This is a genomic window from Pseudomonas persica, from assembly GCF_900291015.1.
In the GTDB taxonomy this organism is placed as follows: Bacteria; Pseudomonadota; Gammaproteobacteria; order Pseudomonadales; family Pseudomonadaceae; genus Aquipseudomonas.
The window spans coordinates 1-22,157 of record NZ_OLKL01000006.1; the positions used below are offsets into that span (position 1 = coordinate 1).

Here is a 22,157-nt window from a genome sequence, read left to right on the forward strand (position 1 = left end):
CGATAGCGTGACCAAGGTTACCGATACCATCGACACCACTACGGTCACCCTGACCGCTACGCAAAGCGTGGTCGAGGGCGGTGTGGTGACTTACACCGCGTCGGTCAATCACCAGGTCACCGGTTCCGACCTGGTGGTGAAACTGGCCAACGGTCAGACCATCACCATCCCGGTGGGCGAGTCGTCGGCGTCGGTACCGTTCACCGCGCCGAACAACGTCCACAACACCAACCTGGACCTGACCAACAAGATCACCGATATCTCGGGCGGTAACTACGAGAAGACCGTGGCGGTGGGCGAGCCGGTGACAACCGTCACTGACAACCCGGCTACCCCGGACGCCACTGCGCTCACCCTGACCGCCACGGACACCGTGGCCGAAGGCGGCAAGATCACCTACACCGCCACCTTGACCAACAAGGCCGGTACCGACCTGGTGATCAAGCTGAGCAACGGTGAAAGCATCACCATTGCCGCCGGCTCGAAAGAAGCCTCGATCACCATCGATGCGCCGAGCGACGATGTGTACGTCGATGCCGAAGACCTCAGCGTGACCATCACCGGTACCACCGGTGGTGACTTCGAGAAACTGGATGTCAGCAGCACCGCTGCCGTGACCAAGGTTACCGATACCATCGACACCACTACGGTCACCCTGACCGCTACGCAAAGCGTGGTCGAGGGCGGTGTGGTGACTTACACCGCATCGGTCAATCACCAGGTCACCGGTTCCGACCTGGTGGTGAAACTGGCCAACGGCCAGACCATCACCATTCCAGTGGGTGAGTCGTCGGCATCGGTACCGTTCACCGCGCCGAACAACGTCCACAACACCAACCTGGACCTGAGCAACAAGATCACCGATATCTCCGGTGGTAACTACGAGAAGACCGTGGCCGTGGGCGAGCCGGTGACAACCGTCACTGACAACCCGGCTACCCCGGACGCCACTGCGCTCACCCTGACCGCCACGGACACCGTGGCCGAAGGCGGCAAGATCACTTACACCGCCACCTTGACCAACAAGGCCGGTACCGACCTGGTGATCAAACTGAGCAACGGTGAAAGCATCACCATTGCCGCCGGCTCGAAAGAAGCCTCGATCACCATCGATGCGCCGAGCGACGACGTGTACGTCGATGCCGAAGACCTCAGCGTGACCATCACCGGTACCACCGGCGGTGACTTCGAGAAGCTGGATGTCAGCAGCACCGCGGCCGTGACCAAGGTTACCGATACCATCGACACCACTACGGTCACCCTGACCGCTACGCAAAGCGTGGTCGAGGGCGGTGTGGTGACTTACACCGCGTCGGTCAATCACCAGGTCACCGGTTCCGACCTGGTGGTGAAACTGGCCAACGGTCAGACCATCACCATTCCAGTGGGTGAGTCGTCGGCATCGGTACCGTTCACCGCGCCGAACAACGTCCACAACACCAACCTGGACCTGACCAACAAGATCACCGATATCTCGGGCGGTAATTACGAGAAGACCGTGGCGGTAGGCGAGCCAGTGACGACTGTCACTGACAACCCGGCCACACCTGATGTAACGAACCTGAGCCTCAGTACAACCAGCACTGTCGCTGAAGGCGGCAAGATCACCTACACCGCTACCTTGACCAACAAGGCGGGTACCGACCTGGTGATCAAACTGAGCAACGGTGAAAGCATCACCATTGCCGCTGGCCAGAAGGAAGCCTCGATCACCATCGACGCGCCGAGCGACGACGTGTACGTCGATGCTGAAGACCTCAGCGTGACCATCACCGGTACCACCGGTGGTGATTTCGAGAAACTGGACGTCAGCAGCACCGCGGCCGTGACCAAGGTCACCGACACCATCGACACCACCACCGTGACCCTGACCGCTACACAAAGCGTGGTCGAGGGCGGTGTGGTGACTTACACCGCATCGGTCAACCACCAGGTCACCGGTTCCGACCTGGTGGTGAAACTGGCCAACGGTCAGACCATCACCATTCCAGTGGGTGAGTCGTCGGCATCGGTACCGTTCACCGCGCCGAACAACGTCCACAACACCAACCTGGACCTGACCAACAAGATCACCGATATCTCGGGCGGTAATTACGAGAAGACCGTGGCCGTGGGCGAGCCGGTGACAACCGTCACTGACAACCCGGCTACCCCGGACGCCACTGCGCTCACCCTGACCGCGACGGACACCGTGGCCGAAGGCGGCAAGATCACTTACACCGCCACCTTGACCAACAAGGCCGGTACCGACCTGGTGATCAAACTGAGCAACGGTGAAAGCATCACCATTGCCGCTGGCCAGAAAGAAGCCTCGATCACCATCGACGCCCCGAGCGACGACGTGTACGTCGATGCCGAAGACCTCAGCGTGACCATCACTGGTACCACCGGTGGTGATTTCGAGAAGCTGGACGTCAGCAGCACCGCGGCCGTGACCAAGGTCACCGACACCATCGATACCACCACCGTGACGCTGACCGCGACTTCGACGGTCGATGAAGGCGGCGTGGTGACTTACACCGCGTCGGTCAACCACAAGGTCACCGGTTCGGACCTGGTGGTGAAACTGGCCAACGGCCAGACCATCACCATTCCAGTGGGTGAGTCGTCGGCTTCGGTACCGTTCATTGCACCGAACAACGTCCACAACACCAACCTGGACTTGAGCAACAAGATCACCGATATCTCCGGTGGTAACTACGAGAAGACCGTGGCCGTGGGCGAGCCAGTGACGACTGTCACCGACAACCCGGCTACCCCGGACGCCACTGCGCTCACCCTGACCGCGACGGACACCGTGGCCGAAGGCGGCAAGATCACCTACACCGCCACCTTGACCAACAAGGCCGGTACCGACCTGGTGATCAAGCTGAGCAACGGCGAGACCATCACCATTGCCGCCGGCTCGAAAGAAGCCTCGATCACCATCGACGCCCCGAGCGACGACGTGTACGTCGATGCCGAAGACCTCAGCGTGACCATCACCGGTACCACCGGCGGTGACTTCGAGAAGCTGGATGTCAGCAGCACCGCTGCCGTGACCAAGGTCACCGACACCATCGATACCACCACCGTGACCCTGACCGCTACGCAAAGCGTGGTCGAGGGCGGTGTGGTGACTTACACCGCGTCGGTCAATCACCAGGTCACCGGTTCCGACCTGGTGGTGAAACTGGCCAACGGTCAGACCATCACCATTCCAGTGGGTGAGTCGTCGGCATCGGTACCGTTCACCGCGCCGAACAACGTCCACAACACCAACCTGGACCTGAGCAACAAGATCACCGAGGTCTCGGGTGGCAACTACGAAAAGACCGTGGCCGTGGGCGAGCCAGTGACGACTGTCACCGACAACCCGGCTACCCCGGACGCCACTGCGCTCACCCTGACCGCGACCCCAACTGTCGACGAAGGCGGCAACATCACCTATACCGCCACCTTGACCAACAAGGCCGGCACCGAGATGACTGTCCGGTTGAGCAACGGCGAGACCATCACCATCGCCCAAGGTGCCACCCAGGGCAGCGTCACCGTCAAGGCACCTGCGGACGATCCGTACATCGATGCGGGCACGGTACAAGCCAAGATCAACGGCACTACGGGTGGTGACTTCGAGCTACTGTCCACCGACGGCGCCTACGCGGTCACCCAGGTCAAGGACACCATCGACCCCACCAGCCTGAGCCTCAGCGCCACGCCTGCCGTCGAGGAAGGTGGTCAGATCACCTACACCGCCACCTTGACCAACAAGGCCGGCACCGACATGACCATCAAGCTCAGCAACGGCGCTGTCATCAGTATCGAAGCGGGCAAGCTCTCCGGGACCGTTACCGTTCCGGCCCCAACCGATGACGTCTATATCGATGCAGGCAACGTTTCGGCGAAAATCACCGAAACCACCGGTGGCAACTTCGAGCAGCTGAACGTCAGCGATACGGCGGCAGTCACAGCGGTCACGGATACCATCCAGACCACCACCCTGAGCCTCAGCGGTACCACAGCGGTTGCTGAAGGTGGCAACGCCACATACGTCCTGAACCTGACCAACAAGGCTGAGACCGACGTCACCGTCAAACTGAGCTACACCGGCACCGCAGCCGATGGCACGGACTACACCGGCGTAGCCACCGTGGTGATCAAGGCCAACAGCACGCAGGCAACGTTCACCATCCCGACCTTCAAGGACAGCATCACCGAGGGTACCGAGCACTTCACCGTCAAGATCGATTCGGCCACAGGCGGCAACTTCGAGCAGCTCGACATCAGCTCCAGCGCCGGCAGCGTGACCACCCAGATCTTCGAGCCAGCCCCGGTTCTGGACCTGGATGGCAACGACTCCAGCGGCAAGACCGGTGCCGACTACCAGACCACCTTCACCGAGAACCAGCCAGGCAGTGGTGTGTCGATCGGCGATGTGGACGTCACCATCACCGACTTCGACAGCTCGCAGCTGACGGGCGCGACGGTCACCCTGACCAACCGCCAGCCGGGTGACGCGCTGAACCTAGGCAACAGTGTCAACGGCATCTCGATCAATGCCAACAGCACCGAAGGCAAGGTAGTCCTGACTCTGAGCGGCTCTGCATCGCTGGCCGACTATATCCAGGCAATCAAGAACATCACCTTCATCAACAGCAGCGAGAACCCGAGCACCACGCCTCGCATCATCACCGTGACGGTGACCGACGGCGTGAACACCTCGAACACCGCCACGACCACGGTGAATGTGATCGCGGTCAACGACGCACCGGTCGCCACCGGCGGCGCCGTCAGCGGCGTCGAAGACACGCCGCTGGTGCTGACCTGGAGCGACTTCAACATTTCCGACGTCGACAGCGCCCTGTCGAGCCTGGGTGTGACCTTCACCCAGCTGCCAGCGGGCTCCCTGCAGCTCTTCAACGGCAGCGCCTGGGTCAACGTTGCCCAGAACCAGGCCGTCAGCCAGGCCGACATCGCTGCCGGCAACCTGCGGTTCGTGCCGAAACCCAACGAGTCGGGTATCGACGGCTATGGCGGAACGGGCGTCGGCAACAAGCAGGCCGACTACGCCCAGATCAAGTACAAGCCTACCGACGGTAGCGCTGCAGGCAACGAGGCAACGCTGAAGGTCGACATCGCGCCGGTAGCCGACAAGCCTGACTTGAACATCGGCAGCAACAACCCCGATTCGCTCGGCCTGACCCGGGAAACCTGGAACAGCCTCACGGGCCTGGGCACCAACGGCAACGGCATCAGCGGTGCTGCGCTGAAGACCGTGTTCGCCAACTCTGGCAGTGCCAGCAAGACCGAGCAGGTTACCAGCGCCGATTCCGGCGGCAGCGTTACCGCCGGCACTGGCTCCAAGACCTCTGGCCTGATTTACCTGGAAGCCGGCCAGACCTACACCTTCAGCGGCGTCGCCGATGACAGCTTGCAGGTGTACATCGGCAAAACCAGTGTGGTCGGCGCTACCTGGGGTGCAGGCGGTACGATTTCCGGCAGCTTCTCGCCGCCTGTCAGCGGCTACTACACCCTGGAGATCTACCATGCCAACCAGGCCGGCCCGGGCAGCCTGGACATCAACGTCAAGGTCGGTAACGGCCCGGTGACCGACCTGAACAGCTCGGCCATTCCGATGTACCCGAACGTGACGGCGATGGGCAACGCAGGGCTTTCCGTGTCCGACTTCCACGGCAGTGACGGCCAGGGCTACTACGACGGCTACAGGCTCAACGAAGGGCCGGAGAACGGCACCGTCAAGCTGGTTGGCATTTCCACCAACCTGACCGACACCGACGGCTCCGAGAGCCTGAGCGTCAAGCTGGACGGCATTCCGGCAGGTTCGGTACTCAGCGATGGCGCCGGTCATACCGTCACCATCGGCGCCACTTCGGTTGACGTCACCGGCTGGAACCTCAACGGCCTGAGCATCAAGCCGCCGGCGTACTACCAGGGCAGTTTCGATGTGAAGGTCACCTCGACCGCCACCGAGAGCGTGGGCGGCAGCAAAGCCTCCACCGAAGGCACGATCAAGGTCACCGTCTATCCGGACACCTACACCGCCAGCAATCTGACCACCGACAGCGACACGTTCACCGGCACCGTCACCAGCGACATCATCGTTGCCGACATCAGTGGCCTGCACGTGACGCCGGGTCAGGACTACAACATTGCATTCATCGTCGATACGTCGGGCAGTATGGGCAGTGCGGTCGATGCCGCGCGCAACTCGCTGAAGTCGGTGTTCGATACCTTGGCCAACAGCGTCAAGGGCGCGCAGTCCGGCACAGTGAACATCCTGCTGGTGGACTTCTCCAGCCAGGTGAACAGTACGGTTTCGGTCAACCTGGGCGACAAGAACGCGCTGAGCGCGCTCTACACTGCGCTCAATACGCTCTATTCCAGCGGTTCGACCAACTACGAGGATGCCTTCAAGACCACCGCCAACTGGTTCAAGCAATTGATGGAGGCGGGCAACACCGGCAGCCGCCAGACATTCTTCATCACCGACGGGCAGCCGAACGTGTATCAGGCTGGCGAGCGTGAGGGCACCTTCAGGAACATTGGCACCACGGTGGATTCCGTGCTCAAGTCGATCGGCTACAAGTTGGGTGACGTGGTCACCAACAAGATGGTGGGCAGCGACAACCGCTTCAGCATCGATGCCAAAGGCAACATGACCGCCGAGTACTGGGGCAAAAAGGGCTGGACCAACGACGGTGGTGCGTCCGGACAGCTGCATGCCCAAGGTGATGGCACCTATGAGTTCTCCTATGTCGAAAGCGGTTACTATGCAGACTACAACTCCCAACAAAGCTTCCTGTTGCTGTCCAGTCTGTCTGGCGTGGAAGCCATCGGCCTCAACAGCGCGGTCAATGTCAACGACCTGAAGCCTTACGACACCGATAGCAAGCCGCAGACCAACATCGATCCGAGCAAGCTGGCGGAAGCGATCCTGGGGCACAGCGAAGCCACCGTACCGGGCAATGACACCGTCAACGGTGCTGATGGCAACGACATCATCTTCGGTGACCTGGTGAGCTTCGGTTCGGTCGCCGGCAACGGTGTCGAAGCCATACAGGGCTATGTGGCAGGCCAGCTGGGGATGGCCGTGGGTGATGTCGACGGTCGCGTGCTGCACAAGTACATCGTCGAGCACGTCAGCGAATTCGATGTCTCGCGTAGCAACGATGGCAATGACATCCTCAACGGTGGTGCGGGCAATGACCTGCTGTTCGGCCAGGGCGGCGACGACACCCTCGATGGCGGCAAGGGCAATGACATCCTGATCGGCGGCCTGGGCAAGGACACCCTGCTCGGCGGTGAAGGCAATGACATCCTGCTTGGCGGCAAGGGCGATGACACCATGACCGGTGGCAGTGGTGCCGACACCTTCGTGTGGAAGGCTGGCGATACCGGCAATGACGTGATCAAGGACTTCAAGGTGGCCGAGGGCGACCGCATCGACCTGAAGGACCTGCTCCAGGGCGAGAAGGGCAGCACCATCGACAACTACCTGAAACTCACCACGGTGGACGGCACGACGACGCTGCAGGTCAGCAGCGAAGGCAAGCTCAACGCCGCCGGTGGTATCGCCAACGCCGACGTGACTATCAAGCTGGAAGGGGTGAACTGGTCCAATACCACGATCAACTCGTTGATCAGCGGTGCTGACCCGACCATCATCATCCACAACAAGGACAGCTGATTGCTGATGCGCTAGCGGGCTGCTCTGCAGCCCGATCGCCGGCAAGCCAGCTCCCACAGGTACTGTGCAGCTCTTGAGAGTTGTGCAGTACCTGTGGGAGCTGGCTTACCGGCGATTGGCCGCTCAGCGGCCACGGCTCTTTCCGGACATCCTGCGACAGCGCATACTCTGGCGCCAGCCCTGCGTGCCCGGCGATCTTTGCCTATGCTGCTGTCTACCATCAAGGAACCAACGTGACGAGGGACACCGCCATGTTCTACGTGCAACGCGACACCGGCGGCAAGTTGCTGCGGGTAGAAGCAGCCGCCTTTGACCAGTTCACCGAAATGCTTCCCGCCGACCATGCCGATATCCAGGAATGGTTTGCCGAGGACGTCGTGGAAAACAGCCTCAACCAGCTCAAGCAAAGCGACCTCGACATGATCCGCGTGCTCGAGGACCTGATCGACGTGCTGACCGCCAAGGGTGTATTCAATATCACTGACCTGCCCGCTGGCGCGCAGGCCAAGCTGCTTAACCGCTCCAGGGCGCGCAAGGCGCTCAGCAGCCTGAACAACCTCATCGATGAAGAAGAGCAGGGCGGGCTTATCTGACGCGCAATGCCCCTGACAGCAGTGCTATGGTTATTCTTTAACGGTATTTAAAATATAAATCTTATGACTTTATAGTCGCTTCCACTGCGTACCCGTCGACCAATCGATGCGCCGCACGACTTGAACCCACACGGGAAATCCCCGTGCGTTTCTGATCGTTGCGCGCCATTGAAGTCGCGCACTGCGTGGGAGTGAAAAATGTCAACCGCCTCGAACGCCTTGTCGATCATCGACAGCGCCCAGCCGCAACGCTTCGAAATCCGCCCGTGCTCCGGTGCCGTAGGCGCCGAGATCATCGGCCTGGAGCTGGCCAGACCGGTCAGCACCGAGGATTTCGCCCGTATCCATCGCGCCCACCTCGACCACCATGTGCTGGTGTTCCGCGACCAGCGCATCAGCCCCGACCAGCAGATCGCCTTCAGCCGCCGCTTCGGCCCATTGCAGATCCATGTGCTCAAGCAGTTCCTGCTCGCCGGCCATCCCGAGATCCTGATCGTTTCCAACATCATCGAAAACGGCCAGAACATCGGCCTGGGGGACGCCGGCAAGTTCTGGCACTCGGACCTGTCGTACAAGGAACTGCCCAGCCTCGGTTCCATGCTGCACGCTCAGGAACTGCCGGATGAGGGCGGCGATACCCTGTTCGCCGACATGCACAAAGCCTGGGACGCCGTACCCGCAGCCCTGCGCAACGTGGTCGAGGGCCGCAGTGCTGCGCACTCCTATACCGCCCGTTATGCCGAGACCAAGTTCGAAGGCAACTGGCGCCCGACCCTGACCGCCGAGCAGCTGGCGCAGGTACAAGAAGTCATCCACCCGGTGGTCCGTACCCACCCGGAAAACGGCCGCGAGGCGCTATTCGTCAGCGAAGGCTTCACCACCCGCATCGTCGGCCTGCCAGACGACGAAAGCCGCGACGTGCTGCAACAACTGTATGCCCTGAGCGTGCTGGAACAGAACATCTACCGCCACCAGTGGCAGCCCCACGACCTGGTGTTCTGGGACAACCGCTCGCTGATCCACTTGGCTACCGGCTGCCCCGCACACCTGCGGCGCAAGCTGTACCGCACCACCATCCAGGGCGATGCCCCGTTCTGACGACTGAGGAAACCCATCATGCGTAAATCCATCAGCCACCTGGCGGCAAGCATCGGTCTGGGCGCAAGCCTGGTCGTCGGCAGCCTGGCAGCCCCCGCCACGGCGCAAGCAGAAGGCAAGCTTCGCATTGCCGAGCAGTTCGGCATCGTCTACCTGCTACTGAATGTAGTGCGTGACCAGCATCTGATCGAAAAACATGGCAAGGAGCAGGGCATCGACATCGAAGTCGATTGGGCCCAGTTGTCGGGTGGTTCGGCCATCAACGACGCACTGCTGTCCGGTTCGGTGGATATCGCCGGCGCCGGCGTCGGCCCGCTGTTGACCGTGTGGGACCGAACCAAGGGCCGACAGAACGTCAAGGCCGTGGCCTCGCTGGGCAACTTCCCATACTACCTGGTCAGCAGCAACCCCAACGTGAAGACCATTGCCGACCTCTCCGATAAAGACCGCATCGCCGTACCGGCGGTAGGCGTTTCGGTGCAGTCGCGCTTCCTGCAGTACGCCGCCGCCCAGCAGTGGGGCGACAAGGAATACAACCGCCTCGACAAATACACCCTGGCTGTGCCGCACCCGGATGCCACTGCCGCGCTGCTGGCCGGCGGTACCGAACTGAATGGGCACTTCTCCAACCCGCCGTTCCAGGACCAGGTGCTGGCTAACAAAAACGTGCACGTTGTGCTCGACAGCTACGAGCTGCTCGGCCCCAACTCGCCAACCTTGCTGTTCGCCACTGAGAAATTCCGCAAGGACAACCCCAAGACCTACAAGGCCTTCGTCGATGCGCTGGGCGAAGCTGCGGACTTCGCCCAGAAGGACAAGGCGGCTGCCGCCGACACCTACATCCGCGTGACCAAGGCCAAGATCGACCGCGACACGTTGATCAAGCTGATCGACAACCCGCAGTACGAATTCACCGTCACGCCAAAGAACACCTACAAGCTGGCCGACTTCCTCTATCGGGTAGGCGCCATCAAGCACAAGCCGGAATCGTGGAAGGACTACTTCTTCCAGGATGAACGCCCGCTGCAGGGGAGCTGACCGATCATGACCGCCCCATTGCCAGGCCACACGGCCAGCAACCTGAGCCGTGTCGCCACGCCACCGTTGCTCAAGGTGGATAACCTCAGCCTCGAATACCGCACCGCGCAACGCGTGGTGCGGGCCACCCACCGGGTCAGCTTCGCAGTCGACCGTGCCGACCGTTTCGTGCTGCTTGGCCCCTCCGGCTGCGGCAAGTCCACCTTGCTCAAGGCCGTGGCCGGGTTCATCTCGCCCCAGGAAGGGCAGATTCTGCTGCAGGGCCAGCCGGTCAATGGCCCTGGCCCCGACCGCATCGTGGTGTTCCAGGAATTCGACCAACTGCCGCCGTGGAAGACGGTGAAGCAGAACGTCATGTTCCCGCTGCTGGTGTCGGGTCGGCTGAAACGCGCTGAAGCCGAGGAGCGGGCACGGCACTATCTGGAAAAAGTCGGCCTGGCCGCTTTCGCCGATGCCTACCCGCACACCCTGTCGGGCGGCATGAAGGCGCGCGTGGCGATTGCCCGGGCCTTGGCCACGCAGCCGAAGATCCTGCTGATGGACGAACCGTTCGCGGCACTTGACGCGCTGACCCGGCGCAAGATGCAGGAAGAATTGCTGCTGCTGTGGGAAGAGGTGCGTTTTACCCTGCTGTTCGTTACTCACTCCATCGAAGAAGCACTGGTGGTCGGCAACCGCATCCTGCTGCTGTCGCCCCACCCGGGGCGGGTGCGTGCCGAAGTGCATAGCCACCAATACGACCTGGGCAGCCTGGGTGGCAGCGACTTCCAGGCCAGTGCCCGGCGCATCCATCGTTTGCTGTTCGATGAGGCGGATGCGCCTGAACAGCCCGACGATCTTGGTTTCAACGATATCCGTATCGCCTACTGACAGGAGCTTCAGCCATGACCGCTACACCTGTACGCCAGGAATACGAGGTGCAGCTGGAGCCCCTGCTCAGTGTGCCTTTGGAACGCCAGCTACCGCTGGCGCAACGCCTGTGGCAGCACGGCTGGCTGCGCAAGGCGGTCATCCTGCTGCTGATCGCCGTGCTGTGGGAGGCCATCGCCCGCTACCAGGGCAACGATCTGCTGCTGCCGACCTTCCTGCAGACGGCCACGGCGCTGTGGGACGGCCTGGTCAGCGGTGAGTTGCCGACCAAGGTTGGCGTGTCGCTGGTGATTTTGCTCAAGGGTTACCTGCTGGGGATCATCCTGGCCTTCGGCCTCACCAGTCTGGCGGTGTCGACCCAGCTTGGGCGCGATCTGCTGGGCAGCCTGACCTCGATGTTCAACCCGTTGCCGGCGATTGCCCTGTTGCCCCTGGCCTTGCTGTGGTTCGGGCTGGGTGACAACAGCCTGATCTTCGTGCTGGTGCACTCGGTGCTGTGGGCGCTGGCGCTGAACACCTATGCGGGCTTTCTCGGGGTGTCCGAGACCCTGCGCATGGCTGGACGCAACTATGGCCTCAAAGGGCTGCGGCTGGTGCTGCACATCCTGGTGCCGGCTGCCCTGCCGTCGATCCTGTCGGGGTTGAAGATCGGCTGGGCGTTCGCCTGGCGCACACTGATCGCTGCCGAGTTGGTGTTTGGTGCCAGCAGTGGCCAAGGCGGATTGGGTTGGTACATCTTCCAGAACCGCAACGAGCTGTACACCGACAAGGTGTTTGCCGGGTTGGCGGTGGTGATCCTGATCGGCTTGCTGGTGGAAGGGCTGGTGTTCAACACCTTGGAGCGGCTGACAGTGCGGCGCTGGGGGATGCAGCGCTAACGGGTAAGCCTATGCCGACCTCTTCGCGGGCAAGCCCGTGAAGAGGTCGGCACAGACTACAAATTCTGGTACTGCGCCGCCGCATTGCTGAGGATCCTGCCAATCTCCTCCCGCAAGCCAACAGGCTGCTCCACCACCACCCCATCCCCATGGCTCAACAGCCACCAGCGCAACGGCCAGCCATCGCTCACCGTGGCCCGCAACCGGTGCCCGTGCTCCAGCGCTGTCAGCTGCATGTCACTGCTCAGCGGCGCATCGCGCAACTGCCGCGCCAGCGCATCGCTGATCCGCGCCACCAACCCCACCCCCTCACCCCGGGCCGGTTGCAAGGCATCACCGCGCAGGTGTGTCAGCAAGTCGAAATTGCCGCGCAACTCGCCCACGGCGCTTGCCGACCAGTGCCAGCCAAACGGGATGCTCTTGTCATTGCGCTCCAGCGGAAATATCAGCGACAGCTCATTGAGATCGCGCTCGACAGTGCGTTTGCTGACAGTGAAGCCCACGTCACGCAGGCGCCAGACCAGCTCGGCGCTGGTAATGCCTGGGGAACGGCTGGGCAGCTGGCGCAGCAGCGCCCACTGCCGGCTGAGGGTGGCGCGAGTGGTGGCGAACGGCAAAAGATAACGTCCTTGTCTAGGCTTGCCGCAATAGGATGGCGGCAGGCGTGGGTCATGGCAATTGGCCACAGCCTGCTCAGATCAAGGAAGTCGCATTTGGTTGCCTGGTGCCGAATCGTTCGCGACAGGTTTTGACGTGACGTCACGCAGAATCACGCCTCATCACAGCCGAAGGTTGGGGTTGTGTGTCGTTCAATGAGGATGAACATGTCTGCTGCCAGCAATATCCATTCGCTGCTTGCCCGCCTTCTGCCCGAGCGGGTCATTGCCCCGCCGGCCGCTGTCGGGAGGCGACAGCGACTGTTTGTCGGGATAGGGTTGCCCAGCCAGCGCTCGCTGCTGGTCAGCCGCCTGGACGAAGCCAGCGATTTGCAGGCGGTGTATGTCGACCTGCGCCGCCAGGCCTTGCAAGGCAACGTAGCGGCGCTCAATGACCTTGGCTGGATCTGGCTCAACGGCAAATACTGGCGTGCTGACACCGGGTTGGCCGGCCACCTGTTGCGCATGGCGGCCCTGCAGGGTAATGCCGCGGCGTGGTTCAACCTTGGGCAGCAACATTACTTCGGCAAAGGCATCGAGCCCTCTTACGTGCAGGCGGCGGAGTGCTACCGGCAGGCGTTCGAGCGGGGCATGCTGCATGCCGCTGCCGCGCTGGGTGACCTGTACGAGGAAGAGGTGTGTAATGGCGGCCTGCAGTGGCAGGTCGACCTGGTGCAGGCCTACCAGTGGTTCCTGCGCGGGGCCGAGCGGGGCGAGGCACGCTGCCGTTTTGAGGTGGGCTACCGGTTGATGCACGGGCTGTACGTGGAGGCTGACCTCAAGGCCGCGCTGTACTGGCTGGAGTTGGCGGCAGCGGCGGGGGTGGTGCAGGCGGCCGAGGAGCTGGCGGTGCACTTCAGCAGCCGTGACGAGGCACGCTACCAGGAGTGGCGTGACCGGGCGGTGCAAATGGGCAGTACATTGGCCTTGACCATGAAGCTGGAAGACCAGATTCAGCGCTGATTGCTTTTGTTGCCTGTGCCGGCCTCTTCGCGGGTAAACCCGCTCCCACAAGTATTGGTCAGGGCTCAGGCTGGGTGCGGTCTCTGTGGGAGCGGGTTTACCCGCGAAGAGGCCGCTACAGACAAAAGCATGAACAATATTTCACCCCGTCGATCCGTCACCGTTGGTTGACGACAGGGGGAGGCACAAGCGTATATTGATAGTTAGCAAACTATGATTATCCTTGGTTCCTGTCATGTCCCTTGATCTCCTGCGTCTGCAAGTCAGCAGTGGCATGGTGGTTGCCGCCCGCCATTGGCGGCGCATCTGCCATACCGCCCTGACCGGTTACGGCATTTCCGAGGCCTGCGCCGCGCCGTTGCTGATGATCGTGCGCCTGGGCGACGGCGTGCATCAGGTGGCCGTGGCCCAGGCCGCCGGCCTGGAAAGCCCGTCGCTGGTGCGCCTGCTCGACCAGCTGTGCAAGGCTGGCCTGGTATGCCGCAGCGAAGACCCGCTGGACCGCCGCGCCAAGGCCCTGAGCCTGACCGCCGAAGGCCGCGCCCTGGCCGAATCCATCGAAGCCGAACTGGTACGCCTGCGCCGCGAGGTGCTGCATGGCATCGCCCAGGCCGACCTGGAAGCCGCACTGCGCGTGCTGCGTGCCTTCGAAGCTGCCGGCCTGGGCAATTCAGGCGGGGCGGCATGAACGGTTTCTTCAGTTCGGTGCCCCCGGCCCGCGACTGGTTCTATGGCGTGCGTACCTTTGCCGCGGCCATGATTGCCTTGTACATCGCCCTGCTCATGCAGTTGCCGCGCCCCTATTGGGCCATGGCCACGGTGTACATCGTCTCCAGCCCGTTCCTCGGCCCCACCAGCTCCAAGGCCCTGTACCGTGCCGTGGGCACGCTGCTCGGTGCCGGCGGGGCGATTTTCCTGGTACCACCGCTGGTGCAGTCGCCGTTGCTGCTGAGTATCGCCATCGCCCTGTGGACCGGCACCTTGCTGTTCCTTTCGCTGAACCTGCGTACCGCCAACAACTACGTGCTGATGCTGGCTGGCTACACCTTGCCGATGATTGCCCTGGCTGTGGTCGACAACCCGCTGGCAGTGTTCGACGTGGCGTCTTCCCGCGCCCAGGAAATCTGCCTGGGGATCGTCTGCGCGGCGGTGGTCGGGGCGATCTTCTGGCCACGCCGGCTGGCGCCGGTTGTAGTCGATGCCACCGGCAGCTGGTTCAGCGAGGCGATCCGCTACAGCGACACCTACCTGGCCCGCGATGTCGGCGCCGATAAAGTTGGCGGCATGCGTGGGGCGATGGTCGCTACCTTCAACTCGCTGGAATTGATGATCGGCCAGCTCGGCCATGAAGGCGCCGGTCCGCACACCCTGAAGAACGCCCGCGAGTTGCGTGGGCGTATGATCCACCTGCTGCCGGTGATCGACGCCCTCGACGACGCCCTGGTAGCCCTCGAAGGCCGCGCCCCGGCACAGTTCGCCCAGTTGCAAGCGCTGCTCGATGCCGCCCGCGAGTGGCTCAAGGGCACCGCCGACAGCGCCTCGGTCGCCCGCTGGACCGCCCTGCACGAACAGATCGAGCGCCTGCAACCCGGCGCCGCCGCCCTCGACCAGCGCGCCGAACTGCTACTGTCCAATGCCCTGTATCGCCTGACTGAATGGGCCGACCTGTGGCAGGACTGCTGCAGCCTGCAACATGCCTTGCGCAGTGACGATGCCAAACCCTGGCGCGCGGTGTATCGCCACTGGCGCCTGGGTCGCCTGACGGCGTTCTTCGACCGTGGCCTGATGCTGTACTCGGTGGCCTCAACCGTGCTGGCGATCATCGTCGCCTGCGGCCTGTGGATCGGCCTGGGCTGGAACGACGGCGCCAGCGCCGTGATCCTCGCCGCCGTGTCGTGCAGCTTCTTCGCCGCCATGGACGACCCGGCACCGCAGATCTACAGGTTCTTCTTCTGGACGCTGATGTCGGTCATCTTCTCCAGCCTGTACCTGTTCCTGGTGCTGCCCAACCTGCACGATTTCCCGATGCTGGTGCTGGCTTTCGCCGTGCCGTTCATCTGCGTCGGCACCCTGACCGTGCAACCGCGCTTCTACCTGGGCACCTTGCTGACCATCGTCAACACATCGACCTTCATCAGCATCCAGGGCGCCTACGACGCCGACTTCTTCACCTTCCTCAACTCCAACCTGGCCGGGCCCGTGGGGTTGCTGTTCGCCTTCATCTGGACCTTGGTGATGCGCCCGTTCGGCGTGGAGCTGGCGGCCAAGCGCATGACCCGCTTTGCCTGGCGCGACATTGTCGAAATGACCGAGCCGGCCACCCTGGTCGAGCACCGCCAGGTTGGGGTGCAAATGCTCGACCGCCTGATGCAGCACCTGCCGCGCCTGTCGCAAACCGGCCAGGACAGCGGCGTGGCACTGCGCGACCTGCGCGTGGGGCTGAACCTGCTCGACCTGCTGGCCTATATGCCGCGTGCCGGCCAGCAGGCTCGCGAGCGCCTGAGCACGGTGATCGAGGAAGTCGGCGCGCACTACGCCGCCTGCCTGCGTGCCAGCGAACGTCTGCACGCCCCTGCCGCGCTGCTGCGCAACATGGAGCGCGCCCGCCTGGCGCTGAACCTGGATGAACTGTACGAGCGCGGCGATGCCCGCACCCACCTGTTGCACGCCCTGAGCGGCCTGCGCCTGGCGCTGCTGCCTGGCGTGGAGGTGATGCTCGAGCCAGCCGAACAACCGCAACTGCCCCCCGGCCTCGACGGAGCGCCCCTGTGATTGGTGAACTGGATATCAGCGGGGTATTCCTGCCCACGCTGCTGGTGATGATGTTTGGTACCTACCTGCTGTTCCTCGGAGTACACGCGGTGCTGGTACGCCTGCATTTTTACCGCCTGGTCTGGCACCGGGCGTTGTTCAACGTTGCCCTGTATGCCGTGCTGCTTGGCGCGGTGGACCACTTTTGCCGAAACCTGATGCTGCCATGAAAAAACCTTTGCTGACCCTGGGCCGTGTGGTCCTGACCTTGCTGGTAGTGACCTTCGCCGCCGTGCTCGTGTGGCAGATGGTGGTGTATTACATGTTCGCCCCCTGGACGCGCGACGGCCACATCCGCGCTGACGTGATCCAGATTGCCCCGGATGTGTCCGGGCTGATCCAGAAGGTCGAGGTGCGTGACAACCAGACCGTCAAGCGCGGCGATGTGCTGTTCACCATCGACCAGGACCGCTTCACCCTGGCCCTGCGCCAGGCCAAGGCGACCCTGGGTGAACGCCAGGAAACCCTGGCCCAGGCCTCCCGCGAAGCGCAGCGCAACCGCAAGCTGGGCAACCTGGTGGCCGCCGAACAGCTGGAAGAAAGCCAGTCCCGCGAGGCCCGTGCCCGTTCCGCCGTCAGCGAAGCGCAGGTAGCCGTCGATACCGCTCAGCTCAACCTCGACCGCTCGGTGGTGCGCAGCCCGGTGGACGGCTACCTCAACGACCGCGCACCGCGTAATCACGAATTCGTCACCGCCGGCCACCCGGTGCTGTCGGTGGTCGACAGCGCCTCGTACCACGTCGATGGCTATTTCGAGGAAACCAAGCTTGGTGGTATCCACATCGGCGATGCCGTGGACATTCGTGTCATGGGCGACAACACCCGCCTGCGTGGCCATGTGCAAAGCTTTGCCGCCGGCATTGAGGACCGCGACCGCAGCAGCGGCGTCAACCTGCTGCCCAACGTCAACCCGGCGTTCAGCTGGGTACGCCTGGCCCAGCGTATTCCGGTGCGCATCGCCTTTGACGAAGTGCCGCAAGACTTCCGCATGATCGCCGGGCGAACCGCCACGGTGTCGATCATCGAGGGCCAGCACCCATGAAACAGCTGATCCTGGCCGGGCTGTGCCTGTCGCTGGGGGCCTGCATGATGGTCGGCCCCGACTACGAAGTACCACAGGACGCGGCGCTGCAGCGCAGCGACCTCAACGGCCCGCTGCGCCAGGATGCCGACAGCGTGGTATCGGCACCGGTGCCCGAGGACTGGTGGCAGCTGTATCAGGATCAACGGCTGAACGAGCTGGTGCGCCAGGCCCTGAGCGCCAACACCGAATTGCGCGTGGCTGCCGCCAACATCGCCAAGGCACGCGCCCAGGTCGAAGTGGCTGAGTCGCAAGGTGGCTTCAACGGCGGCGTCAAACTTGGCGCCCAGCGCCTGCAGGAGTCGGGTGAGGCCTTCCTGCTGCCCGAGAAAGTGCCGGTGGCCAACATCGGCGAGGCCATCATCAGTGCCTCGTACCAGTTCGACCTGTGGGGCACCTTCAAGCGTGGCACCGAGGCGGCCAAGGCCAATGCCGACGCAGTGCAGGCCGCTGCCGATACCGCCCGCATCACCCTGGTGGCGGACGTGGTCAAGGCCTACACCCAGGTGTGTTCGGCCAACGAGGAATACCATATTGCCCGCGAGTCGCTCGACCTGCAGGAGCAGAGCGTGAAACTCAACCAGCGCCTGCGCGATGCGGGCCGCGGCGACGAAACCCAGGTCACCCGCTCGCAGACCCAGTTCAAATCCTTGCGCGCCGAACTGCCACGCTTCAAGGCGGAGCGCGAGACCGGCATGTACACCCTGGCCGCGTTGTTGGCCAAACCGGTCGATCAGCTGCCTGCCGGCACTGCCGATTGTGCCGAGCTGCCGCACCTGAACCAGCTGGTCCCGGTGGGCGATGGCGCGGCGTTGCTCAAGCGCCGTCCCGACGTGCGCCAGGCCGAACGGCAGTTGGCCGCTGCCACTGCCTACATTGGTGTTGCCACCGGCGCGCTGTACCCGGACATCAGCATCGGCGCCCAGGTGGGCACCATCGGTATCCTCGAGAACCTCGGCGAGCCGTCGACCAACCGCTGGGGTTTCGGCCCGCAGATCAGCTGGACCATCCCCACCAACGGCACCCGCGCCCGCATTCGCATGGCCGAAGCTTCGACCCAGGCAGCCTTGGCGAATTTTGATGGGGTAGTGCTGAACGCCATTCGCGAGACCCAGACCCGCCTGGCGCAGTACAGTGCCCTATTGGACCGGCGTGACGCGCTGGCCGAGGCGGAGAAGTCGGCCAAGGAAGCGGCGGACCAGACGCATCGCTATTACCAGGCCGGGCGTGAGTCGTTCCTGGCCGACCTGCAGGCGACGCGCACCTATACCGACATGCGCGCGCAACTGGCGGCGGCCAATAGCCAAGTGGCGTTGGGGCAGATTGGGGTGTTCCTGGCGTTGGGTGGGGGGTGGAAGGGCACCGCCAAGCCTTGAGGCCCCATCGCCGGCAAGCCAGCTCCCACAGGTACTCCACTGCCTTAGAGCTCTGTGATTTACCTATGGGAGCTGGCTTGCCAGCGATGAGGCCCTGACAGGTCAGCAGCAGCTGCAAGGCAGGTGAGCACCCTGTGGGAGCCGGCTTGCCGGCGATAGGGCCCTCACAGACAGCACTCGGTCAGAGCCAGATCGCATCCCAATGCGGATAATCCCCAACCCTCGCAACCAGGCCCGCCCGTTTCGGGTTCATGACGATATACCGCGCCACATCTTGCACATCCTCCTCACGGCGCAACGCCCGGTCATGAAAACCCTTCTGCCAGAGCTGGCCGCTTCGCCCTTGATACCCGTTGATCATCATGGTGCTGCGAGACTTCACCCTGCGCATCAAGCGCTTCAGGCTGGCCGGCCCAAGCTCGACCAGCCAGTGAAAATGATCTGGCATTACCACCCAGGCGAGCGATCGGGCGGTACCTTCCTCCTCAGCCTGGCGGAACTCGGCCACCAGCAAGCGGGCCGAGTGAAAATCATTGAAAATTGGGGCTCTGTTAAGGGTGGTGCTGGTAAGCAAATACAATCGACTGGTTTCCGAGAACCGGCCAAGCCGTAACTGCCCTGAATGGGGACGATCCATGTTCCCTGTCTCCTGATGAATTGCTCAACAGGCTAGTGGCTATGGTCCTAACTGCGATGAATCAATGGATACCCGGTGTTTCTGGTGACATCGGTGCAGCCTTCATCGCCGGCAAGCCAGCTCCCACAGGTACTGCGACGCGGCCATCCCTCTTCATCTGATTTGTACCAAGATTTTTCGTGAAATCTGCCCTGTGCCCTTGAGCGAAGCAAAGTGGAAGTGAACAATGTTCTCTTTCGCATTCCCTTCGAGACTGGCCATGAATACCCGTTCCCGTCTGCTTGCCTGGCTACCGGCTCTACTGTTCGGCCCGGTGCTGGCGCTGTGCAGCACCCTGGCGCTGGCCGAAGCCCCCGCCGAGGCCACCAAGGCCCTGCACCTGCTGGACTACATTGGCGCCGACTACCCGCCGACCGTGCAAGACGGCAAGGTGATCGACGATGGTGAATACCGCGAGCAGCAGGAGTTCAGCGCGGTATTGGCCGACCTGGTCAAAGGCCTGCCTGCGCATGCTGAACAAGCAGCCCTGGAGCAGGGCGTCCAGGCGCTGCGCCAGGCCATCGACCAGCGCCAGGAGGGCGCGGCTGTTGCCAGGCAGGCCCGCCAGCTGGGCGCGCGCCTGGCGGTGGCCTATGAGGTCAGCCAGGCTCCGGTGATAACCCCGGACCCGGCCCGTGGCGCTTCGCTGTACGCGCAAAACTGCTCGATCTGTCACGGTGACAGCGGTGCCGGCGATGGCCCGGCAGGCGTGGGCCTGGAACCTGCGCCCGCTAACCTGCGCGATGTCGCGCGCCTCGACCAGTTGAGCCTGTTCGACCTCTACAACACCCTGGCCCTGGGCATCGACGGTACCGAGATGCCGTCCTTTGCCGACCAGCTGGATGATCGCCAGCGTTGGGACGTGGCCGCATACATTGCCGGTTTCACCGCCAATCCGCAGGCTGGCAAAGGCGACAAGACCTGGAACATCGCCGATCTGGCCCGCCAGACCCCGGCCGAAGTCGCCGCCAGCGAAGGTGGCACGGCCGTGGAGGCGTTCCGCGCCCAGCGTGCCCAGCCGCCACAGGTCAAGCGTGGCCCGGCGCAATTGCTCGAATACACCGCCAGCACCTTGGACAAGAGCCTGGCGGCCTACCGCGCAGGTGATCACGACCAGGCCTATGACCTGTCAGTAGCGGCCTACCTGGAAGGCTTCGAACTGGTGGAAAGTTCGCTGGACAACATCGACACCCAGGCGCGCAAGGACACCGAAAAAACGCTGATGGCCTACCGTCAGTCGCTGCAGGACGGCTTGCCGGTGGTCCAGGCCGAGCAACGCCTGAGCGAAGCCAAGGCCAAGCTCGAGCAGGCTTCCAAGCTGCTGGGCAGCGATGGCCTGAGCTGGTCGCTGAGCTTTGTATCCGGCTTGCTGATCCTGCTGCGCGAAGGCCTGGAGGCGATTCTGGTGTTGGCGGCGATCCTGGCCTTCCTGCGCAATACCGGCCAGCAGTCGGCGGTGCGCAGTGTCAACATCGGCTGGGGCCTGGCGCTGGTGGCCGGTTTCGCCACCTGGGCCCTGGCGGCCTACGTGATCGACGTCGGTGGCGCCCAGCGCGAACTGCTGGAAGGCTGCACGGCGCTTTTCGCCGCGGTGATGGTGCTGTGGCTTGGCGTGTGGATGCACGACCGCCGCCATGCCGCCGCCTGGAAGGACTACATCAAGAGCAGCCTGGTCAGTGGCGGCGGACGCTTCGGTTTTGCCGTGCTGGCATTCTTCTCGGTATACCGCGAACTGTTTGAAGTGATCCTGTTCTACGAAACCCTGTGGCTGCAGGCAGGCCCAGCCGGGCACCAGGCGGTGCTGGCGGGTGGTGCCACGGCGCTGGTGCTGCTGGTGGGATTGGCCTGGGTGATCCTGCGTGGTTCGGCCAAGCTGCCGCTGTCGCTGTTCTTCAGCATCAACGCCGCGATGCTATGTGCCTTGTCGGTGGTGTTCGCCGGGCATGGCGTGAAGGCGCTGCAAGAGGCCGGGGTGCTGGGCACGCGGCCGGTGGCGTTCTTCGAGTTCGACTGGCTGGGGATTCACGCCGATGCCTACTCGCTGTTGGCGCAGGCAGTGGCCTTGCTGGCCATCGTGTTCCTGTACGGGCGTTCGCGTCTGGTAGAAAAGCGCAGGACAGCGGCAAACTGAATGGGGCCGCAGCGCGGCCCCTTGCAATATCGGCTCAGGCCGGTTGTGGCGCCTTGAGAATGTTCTGCAGTAACTGGACACTTTCGACAGCGTCATGACCCAGGCTGGTCAGGTAGCCGCCATCAGGTTGATCGGTCAGCCCCTTTTCATACAGTCGTTGCGCAGCGGCAACCAGAGTGGGGGAGGCGTTCTTGTGAATCTTGATGCCTTCCTGGCTGCTGTCGTGTTTGAACAGCGCGAGCACTTCCAGTTCAGCGATCAGATCGGGGGTAAATGGCATGGCGACTCCTGACTTCCAG

16 protein-coding genes are annotated in these 22,157 nt (G+C 63.0%); 13 read left to right on the top strand and 3 right to left on the bottom strand.

What is annotated here, in order from left to right:
- Positions 1 to 7: 7 nt before the first annotated feature.
- The 6 genes from FQ664_RS28015 (at position 8) to FQ664_RS01230 (ending at position 12,164) form a co-directional block, all read left to right on the top strand.
- The gene (locus FQ664_RS28015) at positions 8 to 7,687 is read left to right on the top strand and encodes an immunoglobulin-like domain-containing protein (protein ID WP_306109817.1); all 7,680 of its coding nucleotides are present in this window, start codon (positions 8 to 10) and stop codon (positions 7,685 to 7,687) included.
- 251 nt (positions 7,688 to 7,938) lie between these two features.
- Positions 7,939 to 8,280, top strand: a complete 342-nt coding sequence (locus tag FQ664_RS01210) for a tryptophan synthase subunit beta (RefSeq protein ID WP_144170245.1) — start codon at positions 7,939 to 7,941, stop codon at positions 8,278 to 8,280.
- A gap of 198 nt (positions 8,281 to 8,478) precedes the next feature.
- Positions 8,479 to 9,378 carry a TauD/TfdA dioxygenase family protein gene (locus FQ664_RS01215; protein ID WP_144170095.1) on the top strand — a complete coding sequence of 300 codons (900 nt, stop codon included), beginning with the start codon at positions 8,479 to 8,481 and terminating at the stop codon, positions 9,376 to 9,378.
- A gap of 18 nt (positions 9,379 to 9,396) precedes the next feature.
- A complete protein-coding gene (locus FQ664_RS01220; RefSeq protein WP_144170096.1) occupies positions 9,397 to 10,416 on the top strand; it encodes an ABC transporter substrate-binding protein in 1,020 nt (339 codons plus the stop codon).
- A 6-nt stretch (positions 10,417 to 10,422) separates the two neighbouring features.
- A complete protein-coding gene (locus FQ664_RS01225; protein WP_144170097.1) occupies positions 10,423 to 11,286 on the top strand; it encodes an ABC transporter ATP-binding protein in 864 nt (287 codons plus the stop codon).
- Positions 11,287 to 11,300: 14 nt separating this feature from the next.
- Complete coding sequence (locus FQ664_RS01230) at positions 11,301 to 12,164, top strand: ABC transporter permease (RefSeq protein ID WP_144170098.1); 864 nt, start codon at positions 11,301 to 11,303, stop codon at positions 12,162 to 12,164.
- A gap of 56 nt (positions 12,165 to 12,220) precedes the next feature.
- On the opposite strand, the gene FQ664_RS01235 is transcribed toward FQ664_RS01230, so the two are convergent.
- Positions 12,221 to 12,781, bottom strand: coding sequence for a WCX domain-containing protein (locus FQ664_RS01235; RefSeq protein ID WP_144170099.1), 561 nt, complete (start codon positions 12,779 to 12,781; stop codon positions 12,221 to 12,223).
- 207 nt (positions 12,782 to 12,988) lie between these two features.
- On the opposite strand from FQ664_RS01235, the gene FQ664_RS01240 reads away from it, so the two are divergent.
- The 6 genes from FQ664_RS01240 (at position 12,989) to FQ664_RS01265 (ending at position 19,051) form a co-directional block, all read left to right on the top strand.
- Positions 12,989 to 13,783, top strand: coding sequence for a tetratricopeptide repeat protein (locus FQ664_RS01240; RefSeq protein ID WP_144170100.1), 795 nt, complete (start codon positions 12,989 to 12,991; stop codon positions 13,781 to 13,783).
- 235 nt (positions 13,784 to 14,018) lie between these two features.
- Positions 14,019 to 14,471 (top strand): MarR family winged helix-turn-helix transcriptional regulator, encoded by a 453-nt coding sequence (locus tag FQ664_RS01245; RefSeq protein ID WP_144170101.1) that lies wholly within the window; start codon positions 14,019 to 14,021, stop codon positions 14,469 to 14,471.
- Positions 14,468 to 16,555 carry an FUSC family protein gene (locus FQ664_RS01250; RefSeq protein ID WP_144170102.1) on the top strand — a complete coding sequence of 696 codons (2,088 nt, stop codon included), beginning with the start codon at positions 14,468 to 14,470 and terminating at the stop codon, positions 16,553 to 16,555. The genes FQ664_RS01245 and FQ664_RS01250 overlap by 4 nt, the downstream gene beginning before the upstream one ends.
- Positions 16,552 to 16,764 (top strand): DUF1656 domain-containing protein, encoded by a 213-nt coding sequence (locus FQ664_RS01255; RefSeq protein WP_003255905.1) that lies wholly within the window; start codon positions 16,552 to 16,554, stop codon positions 16,762 to 16,764. The genes FQ664_RS01250 and FQ664_RS01255 overlap by 4 nt, the downstream gene beginning before the upstream one ends.
- Complete coding sequence (locus FQ664_RS01260) at positions 16,761 to 17,636, top strand: efflux RND transporter periplasmic adaptor subunit (RefSeq protein WP_144170103.1); 876 nt, start codon at positions 16,761 to 16,763, stop codon at positions 17,634 to 17,636. The genes FQ664_RS01255 and FQ664_RS01260 overlap by 4 nt, the downstream gene beginning before the upstream one ends.
- On the top strand, positions 17,633 to 19,051 hold the full coding sequence (locus FQ664_RS01265; RefSeq protein ID WP_144170104.1) for an efflux transporter outer membrane subunit: 1,419 nt from the start codon (positions 17,633 to 17,635) through the stop codon (positions 19,049 to 19,051). Before FQ664_RS01260 ends, FQ664_RS01265 begins: the two co-directional genes overlap by 4 nt.
- A 181-nt stretch (positions 19,052 to 19,232) precedes the next feature.
- Here the strand turns inward: FQ664_RS01265 and FQ664_RS01270 are convergent, their stop codons facing one another.
- A complete protein-coding gene (locus tag FQ664_RS01270; RefSeq protein ID WP_144170105.1) occupies positions 19,233 to 19,688 on the bottom strand; it encodes an REP-associated tyrosine transposase in 456 nt (151 codons plus the stop codon).
- A 226-nt stretch (positions 19,689 to 19,914) separates the two neighbouring features.
- On the opposite strand from FQ664_RS01270, the gene FQ664_RS01275 reads away from it, so the two are divergent.
- The gene (locus FQ664_RS01275; protein WP_144170106.1) at positions 19,915 to 21,858 is read left to right on the top strand and encodes an FTR1 family protein; all 1,944 of its coding nucleotides are present in this window, start codon (positions 19,915 to 19,917) and stop codon (positions 21,856 to 21,858) included.
- A 34-nt stretch (positions 21,859 to 21,892) separates the two neighbouring features.
- Here the strand turns inward: FQ664_RS01275 and FQ664_RS01280 are convergent, their stop codons facing one another.
- On the bottom strand, positions 21,893 to 22,138 hold the full coding sequence (locus FQ664_RS01280; protein ID WP_144170107.1) for a TIGR02647 family protein: 246 nt from the start codon (positions 22,136 to 22,138) through the stop codon (positions 21,893 to 21,895).
- Positions 22,139 to 22,157: the final 19 nt, after the last annotated feature.